We start from the raw sequence: 15,398 nt of genomic DNA, 5'->3' as shown, positions 1-15,398 counted from the left end.
GCGTGGAAGAAGAGGCGTCACCGTGACGCCCTGGCCGGCGCCGCGCCGCGGCCGGGGAGCGTCAGCGCGCAGCCGATCGAGAGCAGCAGCGCGACGCCGAAGACCGCGATGGCCATGGTGTGCTCGCGCACCACGACCTCGGGCGCGCGGGCCTCGGTGAGGACCAGGCCGAGCACGGTGAGGCCGCCGATGCCCCCGAGGTAACGCATCGTCGAGGTGAGGCCCGCGGCCATCCCGCTCTGGTGGCGCGGGACGTCGCTCATGGCGGCGGCCTGGGACGGCGCGGACGTGAGGCCCAGGCCCGCGCCGAGCAGGGCGAGCGCCGGCGCCGCGTCGGTGATGGCGCCGAGCGGCCGCGCCGCGAGCAGGACCATTCCGAGCAGGGCGAGCGAGCCGCCGAGCAGGGCGACGGCGCGCGCCCCGAACCGCTCGGAGCCGCGCCCCGCGAGCGGCGAGGCGACGACCATCATCGCCATCATCGCCACCAGCGTGTTGCCGACGTCGCGCGGCGCCACGTCGAACAGCCGCGCGGCCACCTGCGGCAGCTCGAACATGACCGAGTACATGGCGAAGTTCTGGAGGGCGATGATCAGGCTGCCGCCGACGAACGTGCGCCGCCGGAACAGCGAGAAGTCGATGACCGGGTCCGCGGCGCGCCGCTCCCAGAGCACGAACGGCACGAGGCCCAGCGCGCCGAGCGCGGCCGCCCAGCGGAGGTGGGCGTTCTCGAGGCCGAGGACGATGCCCAGGAGCGAGGCGCCGAGCAGCGCCGAGCCCACGAGGTCGAAGCGCGCCGGCGCGGCGGGGGCCGCCGGCGCAGCCGGCGCAGCCGGCGCGGCGGGCACCGGCGCCGCCGCGCGCGCGCCGAGGTGCGCGAGCGCGGCCGCGAGGAGCAGCACCGGGACGTTCGCGAGGAAGATCGACGCCCACCCGAAGTGCGCCACGAGCAGCGCCCCGACCTTCGGCCCCGCGCCCGCCGCGAGGCCCATCATCGCCCCGAAAGCGCCGAACGCGCGGCCGCGCACCTCGGGCGGCAGCTCCGTGCGGAGCATGGCCGTCGCGCTCGGCGCGAGGATCGCGCCGCCCGCGGCCATCACGATGCGCGACGCCGTGAGCACCGGGAGCACCGGCCACACGTAGGCGAGCGCGGCGCCCGCGGCGAAGATGAGCTGGCCCAGCGCGAGCGCGCGCCGGTGGCCGAGCCGGTCGCCGAGCTTCCCCCCGGGGCTCTGCAGGACGATGTTCGTGAGCAGGTAGCTCGTGACGAGCCCCTGGCGGAGCTCGCCCGAGCCCTCGTGGAGGTCGCGCGCCATCTCGGGCAGCGCCACGGCCACCATCGTGGAGTTGAGCGGCGCGAGCGCCGTCGAGAGCACGATGGCGGCGAGCAGCCGCACCGGCACCCGGGACGAGCCCTCGGCCCGGGACGAGCCCTCGGCCCGGGACGAGCCCTCAGCCCGAGACGAGGCCTCAGCCACGCGTGATGGCCCGCCGCTGGAGCAGGACCAGGCGGTCGCCCGCGAACGCCCACTCGAGGTCCTGCGTGCCGCCGAACGCCGCCTCGCACGCCGCGGCCAGCGCCTCCAGCGCGGCGAGCCGCGCGTCGTCGAGGCACAGCGCCGCGGCCCGCTCGGGCTCGACCGCGACCTCGCGCGTGCCGCCCTCCTCGGCCCACACGATGGCGACGTCCTTGTCGCCCGGCCGCCGCTCGAGGACGCGCCCGCCGCGGGCCATGCGGTAGCTGTCCGGGGTCACGAGGCCGGCGACGACCGCCTCGCCGAGGCCCCACGTCGCCTCGATCACGCGCTCGTCGGCGCCCGTGGCCGGGTTGCGCGTGAAGAGCACCCCCGCGCAGTCGGCGTGCACGAGCCGCTGCACGACGATCCCCATGCGCGGCTCCGGCGGCAGCCCGAGCCTCCGCCGGTAGGCCAGCGCGGCCTCGGTGCGCGCCGAGGCGTGCACCCTGCGGACGGCCTGGAGCAGGCCGTCGCGGCCCCGCACGTTGAGCTCCGTCGCGTGCTGCCCCGCGAAGCTCGCCGAGGCGCCGTCCTCGCCGACGCCGGACGACCGCACGGCCGCCGGCCCGTCGAGCGCGCGGAACGCCTCGACCAGCCGGTCCACCGCCGCGCCCTCGCCGGCGACGACCCGCTCGACGAACCCCGCCGACAGCGCGACGCCCGGCGGCACCGGCAGGCCCTCGCGCAGCGCGCGCCCGAGCTGCGCCGCCTTGCCCCCGAACTCCGCCTCGTGGAGCGCCTCGTGCAGGCCCGCGATCACAGCGTCGCCTCCTGCGCGCGGCGCTCGGGCGCCCTGGCGAGGACCGTCACCTCGCCGGCGGCGCCGTCGACGCGCACGCGCGCCCCGTCCGGGATCGTCGTCGTGCCGTCCCGCGTGCCGACGACGCCGGGGATTCCGTACTCGCGCGCGACGATCGCCGCGTGGCAGAGCTGCCCGCCGCGGTCGGTCACGATGGCGCCGAGCAGCGGGAGCACGACGTTGAACGACGCCGACGTCGCGCGCGTCACGAGCACGTCGCCCTGCTGGATCCGCCCGAAGTCGTCCGGGTGGATCACGACGCGCGCCGTGCCCTCGTACACGCCGTCGTTGATGGAGAGGCCGCGGACGGTCGCCTCGGTGTTCCTGGCCTCGGACTCGGAGGACATGGCGGCGAGGAGGGCGTCGACGGCCCGCGTGGCGCGGCGCGCGGGGGCCGGGAGCAGGTCGAGCGGGGGCGGCGGGCCGGGGGGCATGTTCAGCCACGGGGGCGCGTCGGCGAGGGTGGCCGTCGCGCGGAAGCGGGCGCGCCGCGCGACCTCCGCGGCGGACGGCTCGCGCCGATCGCGCAGGAGGCCGATCATCTCGTCGAGGGAGAGATCCACGGCGTGCTCGGGGTCGTCGATCTTGCCGGCGGCGGCGAGGCGGCGCCCGGCCTCGAGGACGGCCCGGCGGGCGAGCCCGGTGCCCCACGCGTCCGAGTAGAGGGCGCGCTCGTCGCGGAGCCGGTTCGTGAGGCGCGCCTCGGCGAGCAGCTCGTCGAGCTGCGCGCGGTGGGCCGCGGGCACGCGCTCGCGCAGCGCCTTCTCCCGGGCGTCGCGCGCGGCGAGCGCCCGGTCGCCGCGGTCGCCCTCGACGGCCGCGTGGATGGCCCGGACGAGCATCTCGGGCAGCTCGCCGCCGGTCTTGTCGGCCACGTCGTAGCCCACGGTGCGGAACCGCACGAGGTCGAGGTAAGCGCGCGTGGCCTGACCGACGTCGCCCTCCAGGGCGGCGAGCGCGTCGAGCACCGCCTGCGGGTCGCCGCGCAGGGCGAGCGCGTCGCGGCCCGCCGCGCTCGCGCGCAGGGCGCCGGCGAGGGCCCCGAGCTCCTCGGCCGCGACGCCCTTCGCGAGCGGCGTGGTCCCCTGCAGGAGCGCGAGCGCCTCGCCGGCGCTCGCGCCGGTCCACGCGGCGACGTGCGCGAGGTAGTCGCCCACGGGCAGGACGCTGGGGAAGTTGTAGCGGTGGTGCAGGGCGATCATCGCCTCCAGGTGGGCCTGGACGCGGCGCAGGTGCGCGATCAGCGCGTCGGTGTCGAGCCGGGCGGGATCGACGGCCTGGACGGCGAGGTTCCTCTCGGTGGCGCGGGGCCGGTCGACGCGATCCCACCGGTCGAGGTCCTCGCGCCACAGCCGGGTCTCGAAGACCTTGCGGGACCGCTCGACGCGCTCGCGCAGCCGCGGGTGCAGGCGCAGGAGGAGCCACAGGAGCGGCTTCGGCGGCGGCCCGCTCGCCCCTTCCCGCGCGCCGACGGCCACGGACTGCATGTAGAGGAAACCGCTGACGAGGGCCGGCTTGAAGTGGCTCATGAGGAGCCCGTAGCGCTCCGCCCCCTCGGCGAAGCCCCTCGGCATCCCGTACATGAACGGCTCGGCGGAGAACCGGGAGATCGGTCGCGAGAAGTGCGCCCGCTCGAGCTCCCAGGGGCCCGGGCCGGGGGCTTGGAATCTGGCGTCGGGATAGCTCGGATCGTTCTTCATCGCTGGACCACCCCTGACCGACACGCCGCGCCCGCACGAGCCGCCGCGGCGCCCCGAGGGCAACGGCGACCGCGGGGTGACGCTTCGGTCACGATTTCATGAAGGCCCCGAGGGTAGGGGTGGCGATCGTGGCGGTCCAGCCCTGGCGAGCGGCGGAGGAGGCGGGTGATCCGGTGGCGGGGGCGTGGGCGGGGGTGCGACAGCGGGTCCGGTGGGACGGCGTCGCGGAGCTCGTCCCGGGTGTGCGCGGCGCGGGCCTCGTCGGGCGCCGCGGAGCGGCCTCACTCGCGGATGCGCGTGCCGGTGTTGTAGCCGCGCGGCGCGAGGGGCGACAGCTTCTCCAGCCAGATCTGCTCGAGCAGGGTGAGCTCGTCCGACACGGAGAACCCCGGATCGTCCTTCGGCTTCACGACCTCGAGCACCTCGAACGTGAAGGCGTCCGGGCCGTGCAGCTTCCAGTCCTTCTGGAGCTCCTGGTTCGTGTGCATGCCGATCGACAGCATGAAACGGTGCTTGTTGAGCGGTCCATGGAGGTTCGTGCTGCTGCCGAGCAGGACCTTGCCGTTCACCGTGTTCTTGACCTGGAAGATGCCCGCCTGCTTCGGGGTCTCGAGGTACTGCCGCTTCAGCTCCTTGCGCGTCGCCATCGTGCTCACGTCCGCCTTCCTCGTTTCTGACCCTGAGGTCCTGGTCTCCGCCTCGGGGGTGCTGGTCGCTGGATCGATCAGCTCGTAGAGCTGGCCGTCGCGCGCCATGTAGCCCTCGTCCATCAGCATGCGCCGGATGGTGCAGTGGTCGGGGTAGAGGGCGTGGATGATCTCGTTCACCTCGTGCTCCCGGTAACGCCGGCCCGGCCGGAACTTGCCCACGAACTGCTCGAGCACGATGCGCCGCTTGCGCCAGGTCTTCGGTAGCTGGACCAGCGCGCCCTCGCGGAAGAAGGCGCGCAGCACCTGGCTCCGGGCTCGCTCCGCGCGCCGCCGCGCGGGGCCGTCGCCGGCGGGCGGCAGCGCCACGAGCTCCTTCAGCGTGAGGCGGAGCAGGTCGTCGCGCAGCGCGTAAACCTGGTAGTACTGGGTCTTGCGCCTGGTCACGAGCCCGGCCTCGTCGAGCTTCCGGAGGTGGAAGGAGACCGTCGACGCCGAGCGCCCGAGCCGCTCCGCCAGCTCCTCGGGGCAGTGAGGCCGCTCGATCAGGGCGCTCACCACCTGGAGCCGCGAGGCGTCGGCGAGCGCCTTGAGCACGCCGACGCGCTGCTCGACGCCCAGCGCGCGCGCCGGAGAATCTGATTCGATGCTCATCGAAACGGATCTGCGGCGCCGCGCCGCGGCCGTCAAGATGATTCGACGGCCGTCGAATCAGATTTCCCCCGCTGCCGTCTGTTTTCTCGTGCCCGCTCGTCCGCCACCGCCTCGGACACGAGCTCGATCACGTGAACGTGAACGTCCCCCGGAGCTCGCCGCTCTCGATTCCCGCAGCGCGTTCACCCCGTCCAGCGCTCCAGCTCGTCCTCGAGCTACGACATCGCTACTGATTCGCGCCGATCGAGTCGAGGAAGGCGTTGTAGTCGTCGACCTTGTCCCCCGGCACCACGTCGATGCCGAGGTCGAACCGGGTCTCGTCGACCATGTGCCGGGCGAGGATGTCCCTGGTCGCCTCGAGGCCGATGCTCTTCATGCCGTAGAGGATGTACGGCACGAGGTACCCCTCGTAGTACTGCCGCTGGACGTGCGTGGCCTTGATGCGGCCCTGACGCATGTAGCCGACGGTCTTCGGATCGAAGTCGAAGGCCACGATGGGAAGGCCCGGCTGGTCCGCGGCCTCCGCGGCCATCGCGCAGCGATACGACACGCTGAACAGGCCGAGCATTCCCACGACGGGCGGGTCCGCGGCCACGATCGCGGTCTTCATCGCTTCGACATCGTCGAGCTCTTTCTCGTTGGACCAGATGACCGAGCTCACCACCACGGTGTAACCGGCTTTCGAGAGCACCTCTTGGGCGCCCCGCGTCCGATCCATCCCGTCGGCCCAGGTCTGATCGGTGCTGCCGTGGAGGATCACCGTCCCCGGCCCCTCGGGCAGCTCCTCGAGCAGGGTCCTCCCTGCCGTGGCGCCGGCCGACTCGTTGATGGTCCCGACGTAGATCGAGCGCCGCGAGTCCTTCAGATCGGTGTCGAGCGTCACCACGTGGATCCCCTCCTCGACGGCCTCATCGATGACGGCCGCGTTGCCCTGGCCGAACGGCGCGATGCCGATCCCCTCGGTGCCGCCCGCCACCGCCTGTCGGATCTGCTCGTTCTGGTGCTCCACCCTCTGCTCCAGCTCGCCCGTCCGGCCGAGGCCCGCGACCACGTTCCCCGTGGCCCCGAGCTCGCCCATGGCTCGGCCCGCGCCCGTGGCGACCGGCGCGAAGAAGCCGTCGATGGACTTCACCAGCACCGCCATCTGCATCGGCTCGAGCGAGCTCTCGTTGATCCTGGCGACGAGCGCGTCGATCGTCGCCTCGAGCTCCACCGGGGTGAACTCGTTCTCTACCGTCGGCGCTCGCTTGATGGGCTCGGCCCTCTCGTCCGATCCGGCCGTGTCGCTCGATCCGCACGCCGCCGTCGTCAACATGAGCCCCAGCGCCGTCATCCAGCATCGTCCAGTCCTCGTCATGGATCCCTCCTCGTCCCTCATGGTTCCAGTCGCTCGCGGAGCCCCTGCGTGAGAATCGAGCCTGCGTGACGCTCGAGCGCGCAGCGAGATCACTGGCGGAAGGGGCAGTCCACGGCAACGGGGGCGAGGTCGACGAAGCCGTCGCCGTCGATGGTCCACCGCTGCATGAAATGATGCCTGCTCGCCCCGTAGTCGTCGAACTCGTACTCGGCCGCTGCCCCGACGTACCGCAGCGGGATCCCCGCGCGGAGCCTGGCCATCGCCCCCTTCATGTCCCGCCACGAGGCCGCGTCATGGCCGGGGCGGTTGAGCTCGCGGACGATCTTCTGCAGCTCGAATCCGGACGACGGGATCGTCCCGCTCGTCGCCTGGGCGTACACGAGCCCCATCGCGAGCAGGACGACGCCGTCGTAGTAGAAGTGCGCCGCGGGCAGCGGCGCCTCACCGTCCCAGCGGCGCGAGAAGCGCGCGATGAAGGCCGCGGCGTTCCCGGTCGTGCAGTCGACCGTCCCCTGGGCGCCGCCCGCGACATGGCACTCGCTGCGCAGGCTGAGCGACGGCGAGACCCCCAGGAAGCCATCGAGAGCGCCCGTGGGGATGTTGGCGAGGAGCACCTCGGTGCGCAGCGCAGGACCGAGCAACCAGGTGCCCGGGCGTCCGGAGACGGTCCATTCGGTCACGATGGTCGAGGCGGTGGCGGGGTAGGCGGCCAGGAGCGTGCGTTCGGCGCGCGACCCGAACGCGGCCTTGATCTGGGTCGTGTACGTCTGCTCGCCCGACGTGAACGTCACCGAGGGGAGGATCGTGCCCCCGAGCACCGTGAACCGGGTCGAGAACGCGCTGCTGACGCCGACGTTGTAGTCGTCCCGCGCCGTGAGGCTGTTCACGGTGTCGATGTGCTCGGAGACGGCGAGCTTCGCCAGGGCGCAGCCGACGTGGAACGCGGAAGGGGCGAGCCGCATCCGGCCTCCCTTCGTCTCGCTGCGCGCGACCGTGGGCGCGGCATACCCCGGCAGCATGTGAAACACGTCGAGCGCCGTCACGTCCTGCGCGATCTTGCGGGCGAGCTCGTTCTCCTCGGGCCCTATCAGGTAGGCGACCTGATCCGTGTAAAGCAGCTCGAAGAGCTGCTCCAACCCACGCTCCGGGCTCGAGTGGCTGTCCCGGCTCCGGAGGTAGAACGGCCTCCCGTCGAGCCCCCCCGCTGCGTTCACGTCCTCGACGGCGAGCAACATCGCCTGTTCGAGGTTCCGGCCGATCGCCGACTCGCTGCCGGAGAAGGGCAGGAGCGCCCCCAGGACGACCGCGTCCTCGGGGCGAGCGGGCGCCGTCGGAGCGCAGGATGCCGAGCCCAGGGACGCGAGCCCCACGAGCAGCCCGATCCCCATGCAGTGAATGAGCCGTTTGCGACAGGCGAACCGCTTGCTGCCTCGCTCGGATCGATCCGAGGAGGCAGGTATCCCGGACGGCATTCTCGACCCCCGAGCGCGGATGACAACGCATCGAGGAACGATCTGTCAAGGACGCATTATTGGGATTCGAGATGACCGCAAGGGGGGGGCATGGCGTGGACATGCAAACCGTCATGAAATGTAGCCCACGCTCGCCCGGCGCCGCTTGCCGTCGTCAGCGTCGTGCTCACTGTCCGTGCAACGCGGCGTTCAGGCCGAGAGGTGGGCACGACCGCGAGCGTGGGGCGGGGCCTGCGCTCCGGCGGGCCCCGTTCGTGGCACGCCGGAGCGCAGGCCCCTCCGCGATGACCTCCGGACGACCTCGGGGACGCGGACCTGGGGCGACAAACGGGTTGCAACCACCTGAAAAGTGCAGAAACTCGAACCGCCAAGGCACCAAGACGCCAAGGAGAGAATCAATTCTTGGCGTCCTTGGTGCCTTGGCGGTTGAGCTCTCGCTTGTTCAACCGGATCGGCGCTCTAGGGCTTCAGCGTGATCCGCACCTTGTACTGCTGGCGGGCGAGGATCGAGCCCCTCTGGATGGCAGGGTCCGTGGTCCCGAGGCGGCCGCGGTCGAACCGAAGCAAGGCCTCGCACCCCTCGGCGGGAAGACCCGTGGGGTACGACTCTTTGGGAATGATGAACGAGCCGGTGTCCTCCGTGAAGCCATCCGAACGATCCCAGGAGACGTCATCCACGCAAGGCCCCGGATCGTCGAAGCTGACAGGTCCGAGAGACCAGCCCATCCGGTCGTCGGTGCCCAGCGGCTCCCACGACAGCACCAGATCCTCGCCCGAGCTGAGGCTGAACTCGCTGTCCTCCTCGGGCGTGGTGAGCTCCGGGAGCTCGGGCATCACGACCTCGAATCCGTCGAAGTCGTTGAACCGGACCTGGATCGCCTGGCCGGGCTCGGCCCGCCTTAGGTAGCCGCGGCACATGGCGGCGATGAGGTTGTCCTCCGGATAGCTGTCGTGCCAGAAAATGCAACGGAGCTCCACCTCCTCCTGGCCGCTGTGCACGACGAACGTGTCGGGGAGGTACTCCCCGTCGCCGGTCTCCCGGACGCCGAACGCGTTGCTGGGCTCCGTCTTCCGGACATAAGCCTCCGCATCGCCCCGGTACTCGACGCCATCGCGGACGAACGGCGCGCTGTACCCGTGGACGGCGATGGTGACCACCTCGTCCTCCGCGAGGGGCCGATACTCGTCCGGTGAGCACGCCGCCCCCGAGAGGCCCAGGGCGGCGATCGCGGCCGCTCTCCCGATGTTGTGCATGAGGTCCTCCGCTCCTATCTTCTTCGCCGCCGGCGAGCGCCCGTCACCTGCAGGGAGGGCAGTCCCCGCCGCAGTCGGCGTCTTCCTCTTCCCCGTTCCGCCGGCCGTCGCTGCACGTGCGTGGCTGACACACGCCAGCGAAGCAAATACCACTCTCGCAGTTCTCATTGGCCCGACACTTGTATCCGTCCGCGCAGGGGTAGCAACCAAATCCACAATCCACGTCGGTCTCGTTACCGTTTTGCACGCGATCGAGACAGCGGTCGACGGAGCAGGTCCCATCTGGCCCGCACACGCCCGTGAGGCAGTCATACTTGCTATTGCACGGCCGCGTTATCCTGCACGGATCGCAATGACCGCCGCAGTCCATGTAGGTCTCCCCGTAATCAGGATCGAGCATGCCGTTCTTGCACTCGAGGGGGATGCAGTTCCCGAGGAGGGAGCAGAACCGCGTCGGATCTTCGCAGTCCGCGTCGTACAGGCATGTGACCTCCTGTCCGCTGCCATTGCAGAATCCGGAGCCGGAGGGCGCAGGGGAAGGTCTGACATACTTGTTGACGGGCCCGGTCGGATCGCAGACGTCCTCGGTGCACGGGTTGCCATCGTCCCACACGTCGTCCGGGTCACGCTCGGCGACCCGTTGCCCGTCATGGCAGCGCGTGATCTCACAGTCGCCTCGATACTGGCTCCTCGATGTCTCGTACAGCTCGAGCACGCAGGCGCCCTCGATGCAGGCCACCTCCCCGCACCTCGGGTCCACATTATAAGGCAACTCACACTCCTCCGTGCCTCTGCACTCCGGCGGCGGAATGTAGGGAAGCGGCGGAGGGTCCGAGCAAGCGAGCCAGGACGACGCGATGGTGAGCGCCGCGATCGCCGCGGCGAAGCTTCTCTGTCTGTTCATGATCCCTCGTGTCCGATGTCTGGGCGGTCGACGTACAGCGGGCACACGGCGCAGGAGCCGCCGCAATCGCGACCGGCCTCGTCGCCGTTCATCACTCCATCGCTACACGTCGCGTCGCGGCACAAGCCGTCCACACACACGCCGCTCTGGCATGACTCGTGTGAGCCGCACCTCTGTCCTGAATCGCAGGCGGGGCACGATGGGGCGCCACAATCCACGTCCGTCTCCGCGCCGTTGAGCACCCGATCGCCGCAGCGCGCGTGCGCGCACGTCCCGTCCTCGGCGCAGATCTGCTCGACGCAATCGTCGTCGCTGTCGCACGGCTGTCCGGACTCGCAGGGATCGCAGGGGCCGCCGCAGTCGAGCGCCGTCTCTCCGGAGGAGACGTCCAGGATGCCGTTTTCGCACCATTCGTGGACGCACCTGCCGGACGTGGAGCATGCATAGGAGGGGTTTCCACAGTCCTCGTCTCGTAGACAACCAACCCACTCACCGTCCTTGCAATATCCCGACGTCTCCGGCGATGGCCCGGTCGGGTGAGGCAGGTGCACGCTGGTTCCGTGGGCGCAGCGGTCGATCGTGCACTCGTTGCCATCGTTGAAGACGTCGCTCGCTGAATGCTCGACCCGGGTCGCCCCGGCATCGTCGCACTTGACGACACGACAGTCGCCAGCGCGCTGGTGCTCGAGCTGCTCGCGCAGGGCCAACCTGCAGACGCCGGCGACGCACAGCGCCTGGCCGCACCGCGGGTCCACGGGCCCTGGGCAGTCCCGAGCCGCCTCGCAGGGCGCGGCGATGCATTCGCGGACGGGCCGACACGCGCGCTCGCAACGATCCCCCTCCTCCTCCCTGGCGCCAGGCTCGCAGCAGCTCACGTCCCCGAGCTCCGGGCACCGGCAACGCCCATCGATGCACTCCGCTCCGGTCAGGTCGGCCCCGCAGTCCGCCGTCGAATCGCACGGAGGCTCCTGCTCCACATCGATATAAGCGTCACCGCTGCAGGCTGCCCAGACGACGCCTGCCAGGAGCACCATGCAGGGGGCGCTCAGGCGCCGCTTCCACATGCGCGGCACGATACCAGGCGTCGTCGCGCAGAGGACAGGGAGATTCGAAGTTGGGTGTCGAAAGATGCGCGCAGATCGCATTACGTCGAGCGCGCCAAAATTCTCTCCGATGTGGGCTTTGACCCATAAAAAAATGAGCTTGGCGCCACACGCGGAAGCACGCCCGTGCGAGGTCGGGCGCTACCACGCGAAGGAGAACGCCACGCCGGGGGCGCTCCCCACGGCCCCGACGCGGACCGTCGTCTCCGGAGCGAGCAGGAACCCCGCGGCCACGGCGCCGCCGGCCGCGAGGCCGGCCCCGACGAAGGCGCCCACCGACAGGGCCGTGAAGGTCCTCGCGCGCCCGTCGGCCTCGGCATGGGCGTCGCAGGCAGGGAGCCCCGGCCGGCAACGGAAGACCTCCCAGCGCGCCCGGACGAAGGCGGCGTCCCGCTCGCCGGCCGCGTCGTTGGCCTCCGCGACCGAGATGCCCCCGACGACGCCGAGAGCCACCGACGTGGCCGCGAGCCCGCCCACGGTCCACCACCGGAGCGCTCGGTCGCGCGCGGACCGAGCCGGCCCCGCGCCGGGCCGATCGACCGGCTTGCTCGCCGGGGGGCGCGCGGGGGCATCCGCTCGGGCGGACGGGAGCATGAGCCAGACGGTCCGGTCGCCGCCCCCGTCGATGGCGACCGGTACCTCGACCTGCGCCCCTGCGAGCTGCGCGCCCACGCGGCGCTGGCCGGGAGCGACGTACACGGGGCGCGGGAGCGGGGAGACGCCGACTTGGCGCCCGTCCACGAGCACGGCAGCGCCGGGCTCGCTCACGCGCACCTCGATCGCGCCGACGTGCCGCCGCGCCTCGGCGAAGTTGGCGCGCGCCAGCTCGTAGCTCTCCTTGAAGCCCGGCGGCACCCAGATCTTCGGCGCATCGGGGGTGCCGACCATGTCGAAGTAGATGGAGAGGAACTCCGCCGCCATCGGGAATTCGCGCAACCTGAACGACAGCATCCCCACGCGGAATGCGTCGGAGGCGCTCCTCGTGAGCCGCCACAGCGTCAGGTGGATGTCGCGCGCGTCCGCGATTCGCCCCTGGTCCACGAGCCGCTCCGCCTCGTCGAGCATCTCCTGCTCGGGGCCGGTCGGCGGCGGGCGCCGCGGGAGCGGCTCCGCCGCCACCGAGGCCGGACACGAGTACAGCAGCAGGACCGCGGTGATCAGGCTTCGTGGCGAGCGTCGCATGGTCGGATCTCCCGGGGCGTCTTCCGCGGAACAAGGGCGCGCTGTGCAGCCTGCGAGGTGCTCGGCGGCTCGGCGTTCCCCGGGCTCGGGGTCAAGCCCCCGGATCGGGAGCTCGCCAGCGCGATCTCCCACCCTCGACCGCCTCTCTTATCAGAGATCGCCGCACGGTTGCGCTCGGGATGCGCGGCACGAGGGCCTACGTCACGCGCGCCACATGCATTACGTCGAGCGCGCCAAAATTCTCCAAATCCATGCATCAACGGGCCAGAGGCGCCCCTTCCTGACAGGAACGGTGAGGTGCCCGTCTCCGCGTCGGCCGACACGCTCCGGGTTCCCTGGGGCGCCTGCGTTCGTCACGGCCCATTCGTTGACCAGGCTCGTCCCTGGTTGCGCGGATTGTCTCTCTTGAACCAGCGTAGGCCCAGGGCGCGGGGGTGGCTCCGGGCATTGCCGGAGGGGCCAGAGCGGAGGCGGGCAAACGATAGAGCGCCCGCCGGAGCGCCGGCCCCGGAGGCGATGCCCGGAGCCACCCCCGCGCCCTGAGCCGGGCCACCGGCGAGGCCTTCACCAGGGCGACCGCCGCCCCCCCCGATCGTGGATCCAGTCCTGGAACGCCCCTGGAAGACGCAGCCCTAGTTCCCCGCGCTCCGCTCCTTCAGCGCCGGCGGCAGCGGCGGCAGCCCCGGGCGCGGCCGGTACCCCGGCCTCCGGTACGACAGGATCGGGATCGCCTCGTTCTTGTACGGCGCGCTCTCCCCGGGCTTCGGGCACTGATCCCGCACCCAGTAGACGTCGAACGCGACGATCTCGTCCTCCGGCCGCCCGGTGCGCTCGTGGTACCGGAGCAGGTAGTCCTGGAGGCCGGGCCTGCGGAACACCTTGTTCCGGTCGAGCCGGATCCGGTTGAAATAGTCCTGCTGAATCTGCCCGAGCCCGAGCCCCCGCGCGTCGGTCAGGTCCAGGTCCGGCGGGAGCCCCGTGAACGGATCGACGTGTCGCCCATCCACGGTGATCGCGTCGACGCTGATCGACCCGTCGTCGGTGATCGGGTTCGGCGCGAACATCCCCCACCCCTGGAGCAGGCGCGGATACACGATCGTCGCCTGCACGACCTTCGGCTGGGTGTGCTTCAGAAAGGCCGGAACACTCTTGTTCTCGTTGATGGCCTGGCTCACCGCGCAGAGCCCGAGATACGCAATCAAGGTCTCCCGCGCGATCACCCGGCCGCGCGCGATCTTCTCCGCGAGCGGCGACGGGCCCGCCGCCGCCTGCGCCTGCGCCCGGCGCGAGGGCCGCGCCCCGAGCCCGAAGAAGCGGGCGATCTCGTCGCGCCGCCGCGCCGCGAGCCCGAGCAGCGCCCCGGGCGCGCCGAGGGTCAGCCCCCAGACGAGCGGCCGCGCGAAGCGCCCTCCGGGCAGCGCTCGCAGGATCTCCCGCAGCGCCGCGGCGCCCTGGAACACGCGGCCGTCCCGCGGATCGCGCGCCACGAAGAGCTCCGGCCGGCGCGCCTCGCCCCCGGCCGCCGCGAGCTCCGCGGCGGGCGCCGGCCGCGCCTCCTCGAACCGGAGCAGCTCGAGCCGGTCGAGCCGGACGAGCAGCCGCATCAAGGCAAAGGCGAGCGGCGAGCCGCCGTCATAGACGACGACCCGGGGCGCCGCGCGGCGGCGATACCACCGCTCGAGCGCGTCCCAGTGCTGCGACGTCGGCAGCAGGAACGACCAGGCGATCATGAACCACGAGAACGGCCCGAGCCGCATCATCACGCCGAACGTGCCGTGCAGGGCCCACATCCCCGCCATGGCGAGCGGGCGCGTGAGGCGGCGGCCGTACGGCGAGAGGATCCACGTCACGAGCAGCGCCTCGAGGACGAGGACCGCCCAGGCGATCCCCTTCGTCGCCCAGAACGGGAGCAGCTCCCGCGCGAAGACCGCGATCCCCGTCACCATGCGATCGAGGTGCAGCACGTAATGCACCGTCTCGCCACGCCGCCAGATCTGGCCCGATTTGTTGACGACGTTGAAGTAATAGATGGTCGCCAGGTTCAGGATCGCGAGCAGCACGATCCCGGAGACATACGGGCGTTCGGCCCACGCGGGGCGGCTCCGGTCCGCGAGATCGGCGGCCGTCCGCTCCCGCCGCTCGCGGAAGGAGCGGAGCAGCGCGTCGACCGAGAAGCGCCTGCCGGTCGGCATGAACATGGCCCAGCAGGTGATGAGGTTCACGACGACATAGCCGCCGTTCTCGATCATGACGATCCGGTTGTCCCGGCTCGTCACGAGGAGGAAGGAGAGGATCGAGAACAGCCGCGTGTGCCAGCCGATGAAGAAGCAGAAGAAGCAGAGCAGCGAGAGCGCGAACGCGACGTGGACCTCGGCGGTCGACGAGAACGCGTGATACAGGCTGAAGTTGTATCCGCTGCTCGGGCGGAAGAGGTGGAAGTGGTTGGTGAGCACCCCGTCGTTGCTGTAGATCCAGCTCGCCTCGGCCCAGTGGCGCAGGCAGTCGCCCACGAGGAGCGCGCCGAGCACCAGCCGGAAGAAGCCGAGCGTGCGGACGTCGATGGTGCAGTAACGCTCGCGGATCCAGCGCCCCGCGCGCCGGAGGCTCCCCCCGGCCCGCGGCGCCGGCGCAGCGGCCCCGACCTGCTGCGCCGCCGCGGCCTCGGACGGCGCCGCCGCGGCCTCGGACGGCGCTGCCGGCGCGTCCTCTCCGCGCGACGCCGCGGCCTCGGACGGCGACGGCGCGCCCTCTCCGGGCGGCGCGGCGGTGTCCGCGGCGCCCGGGTCCCTCTCACGCTCAGCCATGCGAGCGC

At 71.7% G+C, this 15,398-nt stretch carries 10 protein-coding genes; all 10 read right to left on the bottom strand.

The genetic code is table 11. The features are described 5' to 3' along the window. Positions 1 to 17: 17 nt before the first annotated feature. The 10 genes from WMF31_RS39150 to WMF31_RS39105 all read right to left on the bottom strand — a co-directional run bounded on the left by WMF31_RS39150 (position 18) and on the right by WMF31_RS39105 (position 15,390). A complete protein-coding gene (locus tag WMF31_RS39150) occupies positions 18 to 1,400 on the bottom strand; it encodes an MFS transporter (RefSeq protein WP_436606986.1) in 1,383 nt (460 codons plus the stop codon). Between the two features lie 67 nt (positions 1,401 to 1,467). Continuing rightward, positions 1,468 to 2,274, bottom strand: a complete 807-nt coding sequence (locus tag WMF31_RS39145) for a PEP/pyruvate-binding domain-containing protein (RefSeq protein WP_436606985.1) — start codon at positions 2,272 to 2,274, stop codon at positions 1,468 to 1,470. Continuing rightward, positions 2,271 to 4,013 (bottom strand): PEP-utilizing enzyme, encoded by a 1,743-nt coding sequence (locus WMF31_RS39140; RefSeq protein ID WP_436606984.1) that lies wholly within the window; start codon positions 4,011 to 4,013, stop codon positions 2,271 to 2,273. Before WMF31_RS39140 ends, WMF31_RS39145 begins: the two co-directional genes overlap by 4 nt. Before the next feature lie 281 nt (positions 4,014 to 4,294). Next, positions 4,295 to 5,314 carry a metalloregulator ArsR/SmtB family transcription factor gene (locus WMF31_RS39135; protein WP_436606983.1) on the bottom strand — a complete coding sequence of 340 codons (1,020 nt, stop codon included), beginning with the start codon at positions 5,312 to 5,314 and terminating at the stop codon, positions 4,295 to 4,297. A 226-nt stretch (positions 5,315 to 5,540) separates the two neighbouring features. Further along, on the bottom strand, positions 5,541 to 6,671 hold the full coding sequence (locus tag WMF31_RS39130; protein WP_436606982.1) for a substrate-binding domain-containing protein: 1,131 nt from the start codon (positions 6,669 to 6,671) through the stop codon (positions 5,541 to 5,543). 89 nt (positions 6,672 to 6,760) lie between these two features. Further along, the gene (locus WMF31_RS39125) at positions 6,761 to 8,059 is read right to left on the bottom strand and encodes an ABC transporter substrate-binding protein (RefSeq protein WP_436606981.1); all 1,299 of its coding nucleotides are present in this window, start codon (positions 8,057 to 8,059) and stop codon (positions 6,761 to 6,763) included. Between the two features lie 543 nt (positions 8,060 to 8,602). Further along, a complete protein-coding gene (locus WMF31_RS39120) occupies positions 8,603 to 9,397 on the bottom strand; it encodes a hypothetical protein (protein WP_436606980.1) in 795 nt (264 codons plus the stop codon). A gap of 43 nt (positions 9,398 to 9,440) precedes the next feature. After that, positions 9,441 to 10,301 carry a hypothetical protein gene (locus WMF31_RS39115; protein WP_436606979.1) on the bottom strand — a complete coding sequence of 287 codons (861 nt, stop codon included), beginning with the start codon at positions 10,299 to 10,301 and terminating at the stop codon, positions 9,441 to 9,443. 1,244 nt (positions 10,302 to 11,545) lie between these two features. Beyond that, entirely contained in the window at positions 11,546 to 12,586 is a 1,041-nt protein-coding gene (locus WMF31_RS39110; protein ID WP_436606978.1) for a hypothetical protein, read from the bottom strand. A 632-nt stretch (positions 12,587 to 13,218) separates the two neighbouring features. Next, positions 13,219 to 15,390, bottom strand: coding sequence for a hypothetical protein (locus WMF31_RS39105; protein WP_436606977.1), 2,172 nt, complete (start codon positions 15,388 to 15,390; stop codon positions 13,219 to 13,221). Between the last annotated feature and the right edge of the window lie 8 nt (positions 15,391 to 15,398).

The sequence above is a fragment of the Sorangium sp. So ce1036 genome, from assembly GCF_051369805.1.
GTDB lineage: Bacteria > Myxococcota_A > Polyangia > Polyangiales > Polyangiaceae > Sorangium > Sorangium cellulosum_F.
Note: the sequence above shows the minus strand (reverse complement) of the source record. Positions and strands in the feature narration are given on the sequence as shown.

Bases quoted from the DNA above. Each gene is read 5' to 3' on its own strand.
- WMF31_RS39110 (WP_436606978.1), bottom strand. From the start codon at position 12,586: ATGCGACGCTCGCCACGAAGCCTGATCACCGCGGTCCTGCTGCTGTAC.
- WMF31_RS39105 (WP_436606977.1), bottom strand. From the start codon at position 15,390: ATGGCTGAGCGTGAGAGGGACCCGGGCGCCGCGGACACCGCCGCGCCG.
- WMF31_RS39140 (WP_436606984.1), bottom strand. From the start codon at position 4,013: ATGAAGAACGATCCGAGCTATCCCGACGCCAGATTCCAAGCCCCCGGC.
- WMF31_RS39135 (WP_436606983.1), bottom strand. From the start codon at position 5,314: ATGAGCATCGAATCAGATTCTCCGGCGCGCGCGCTGGGCGTCGAGCAG.
- WMF31_RS39120 (WP_436606980.1), bottom strand. From the start codon at position 9,397: ATGCACAACATCGGGAGAGCGGCCGCGATCGCCGCCCTGGGCCTCTCG.
- WMF31_RS39130 (WP_436606982.1), bottom strand. From the start codon at position 6,671: ATGACGAGGACTGGACGATGCTGGATGACGGCGCTGGGGCTCATGTTG.
- WMF31_RS39125 (WP_436606981.1), bottom strand. From the start codon at position 8,059: ATGGGGATCGGGCTGCTCGTGGGGCTCGCGTCCCTGGGCTCGGCATCC.
- WMF31_RS39115 (WP_436606979.1), bottom strand. From the start codon at position 10,301: ATGAACAGACAGAGAAGCTTCGCCGCGGCGATCGCGGCGCTCACCATC.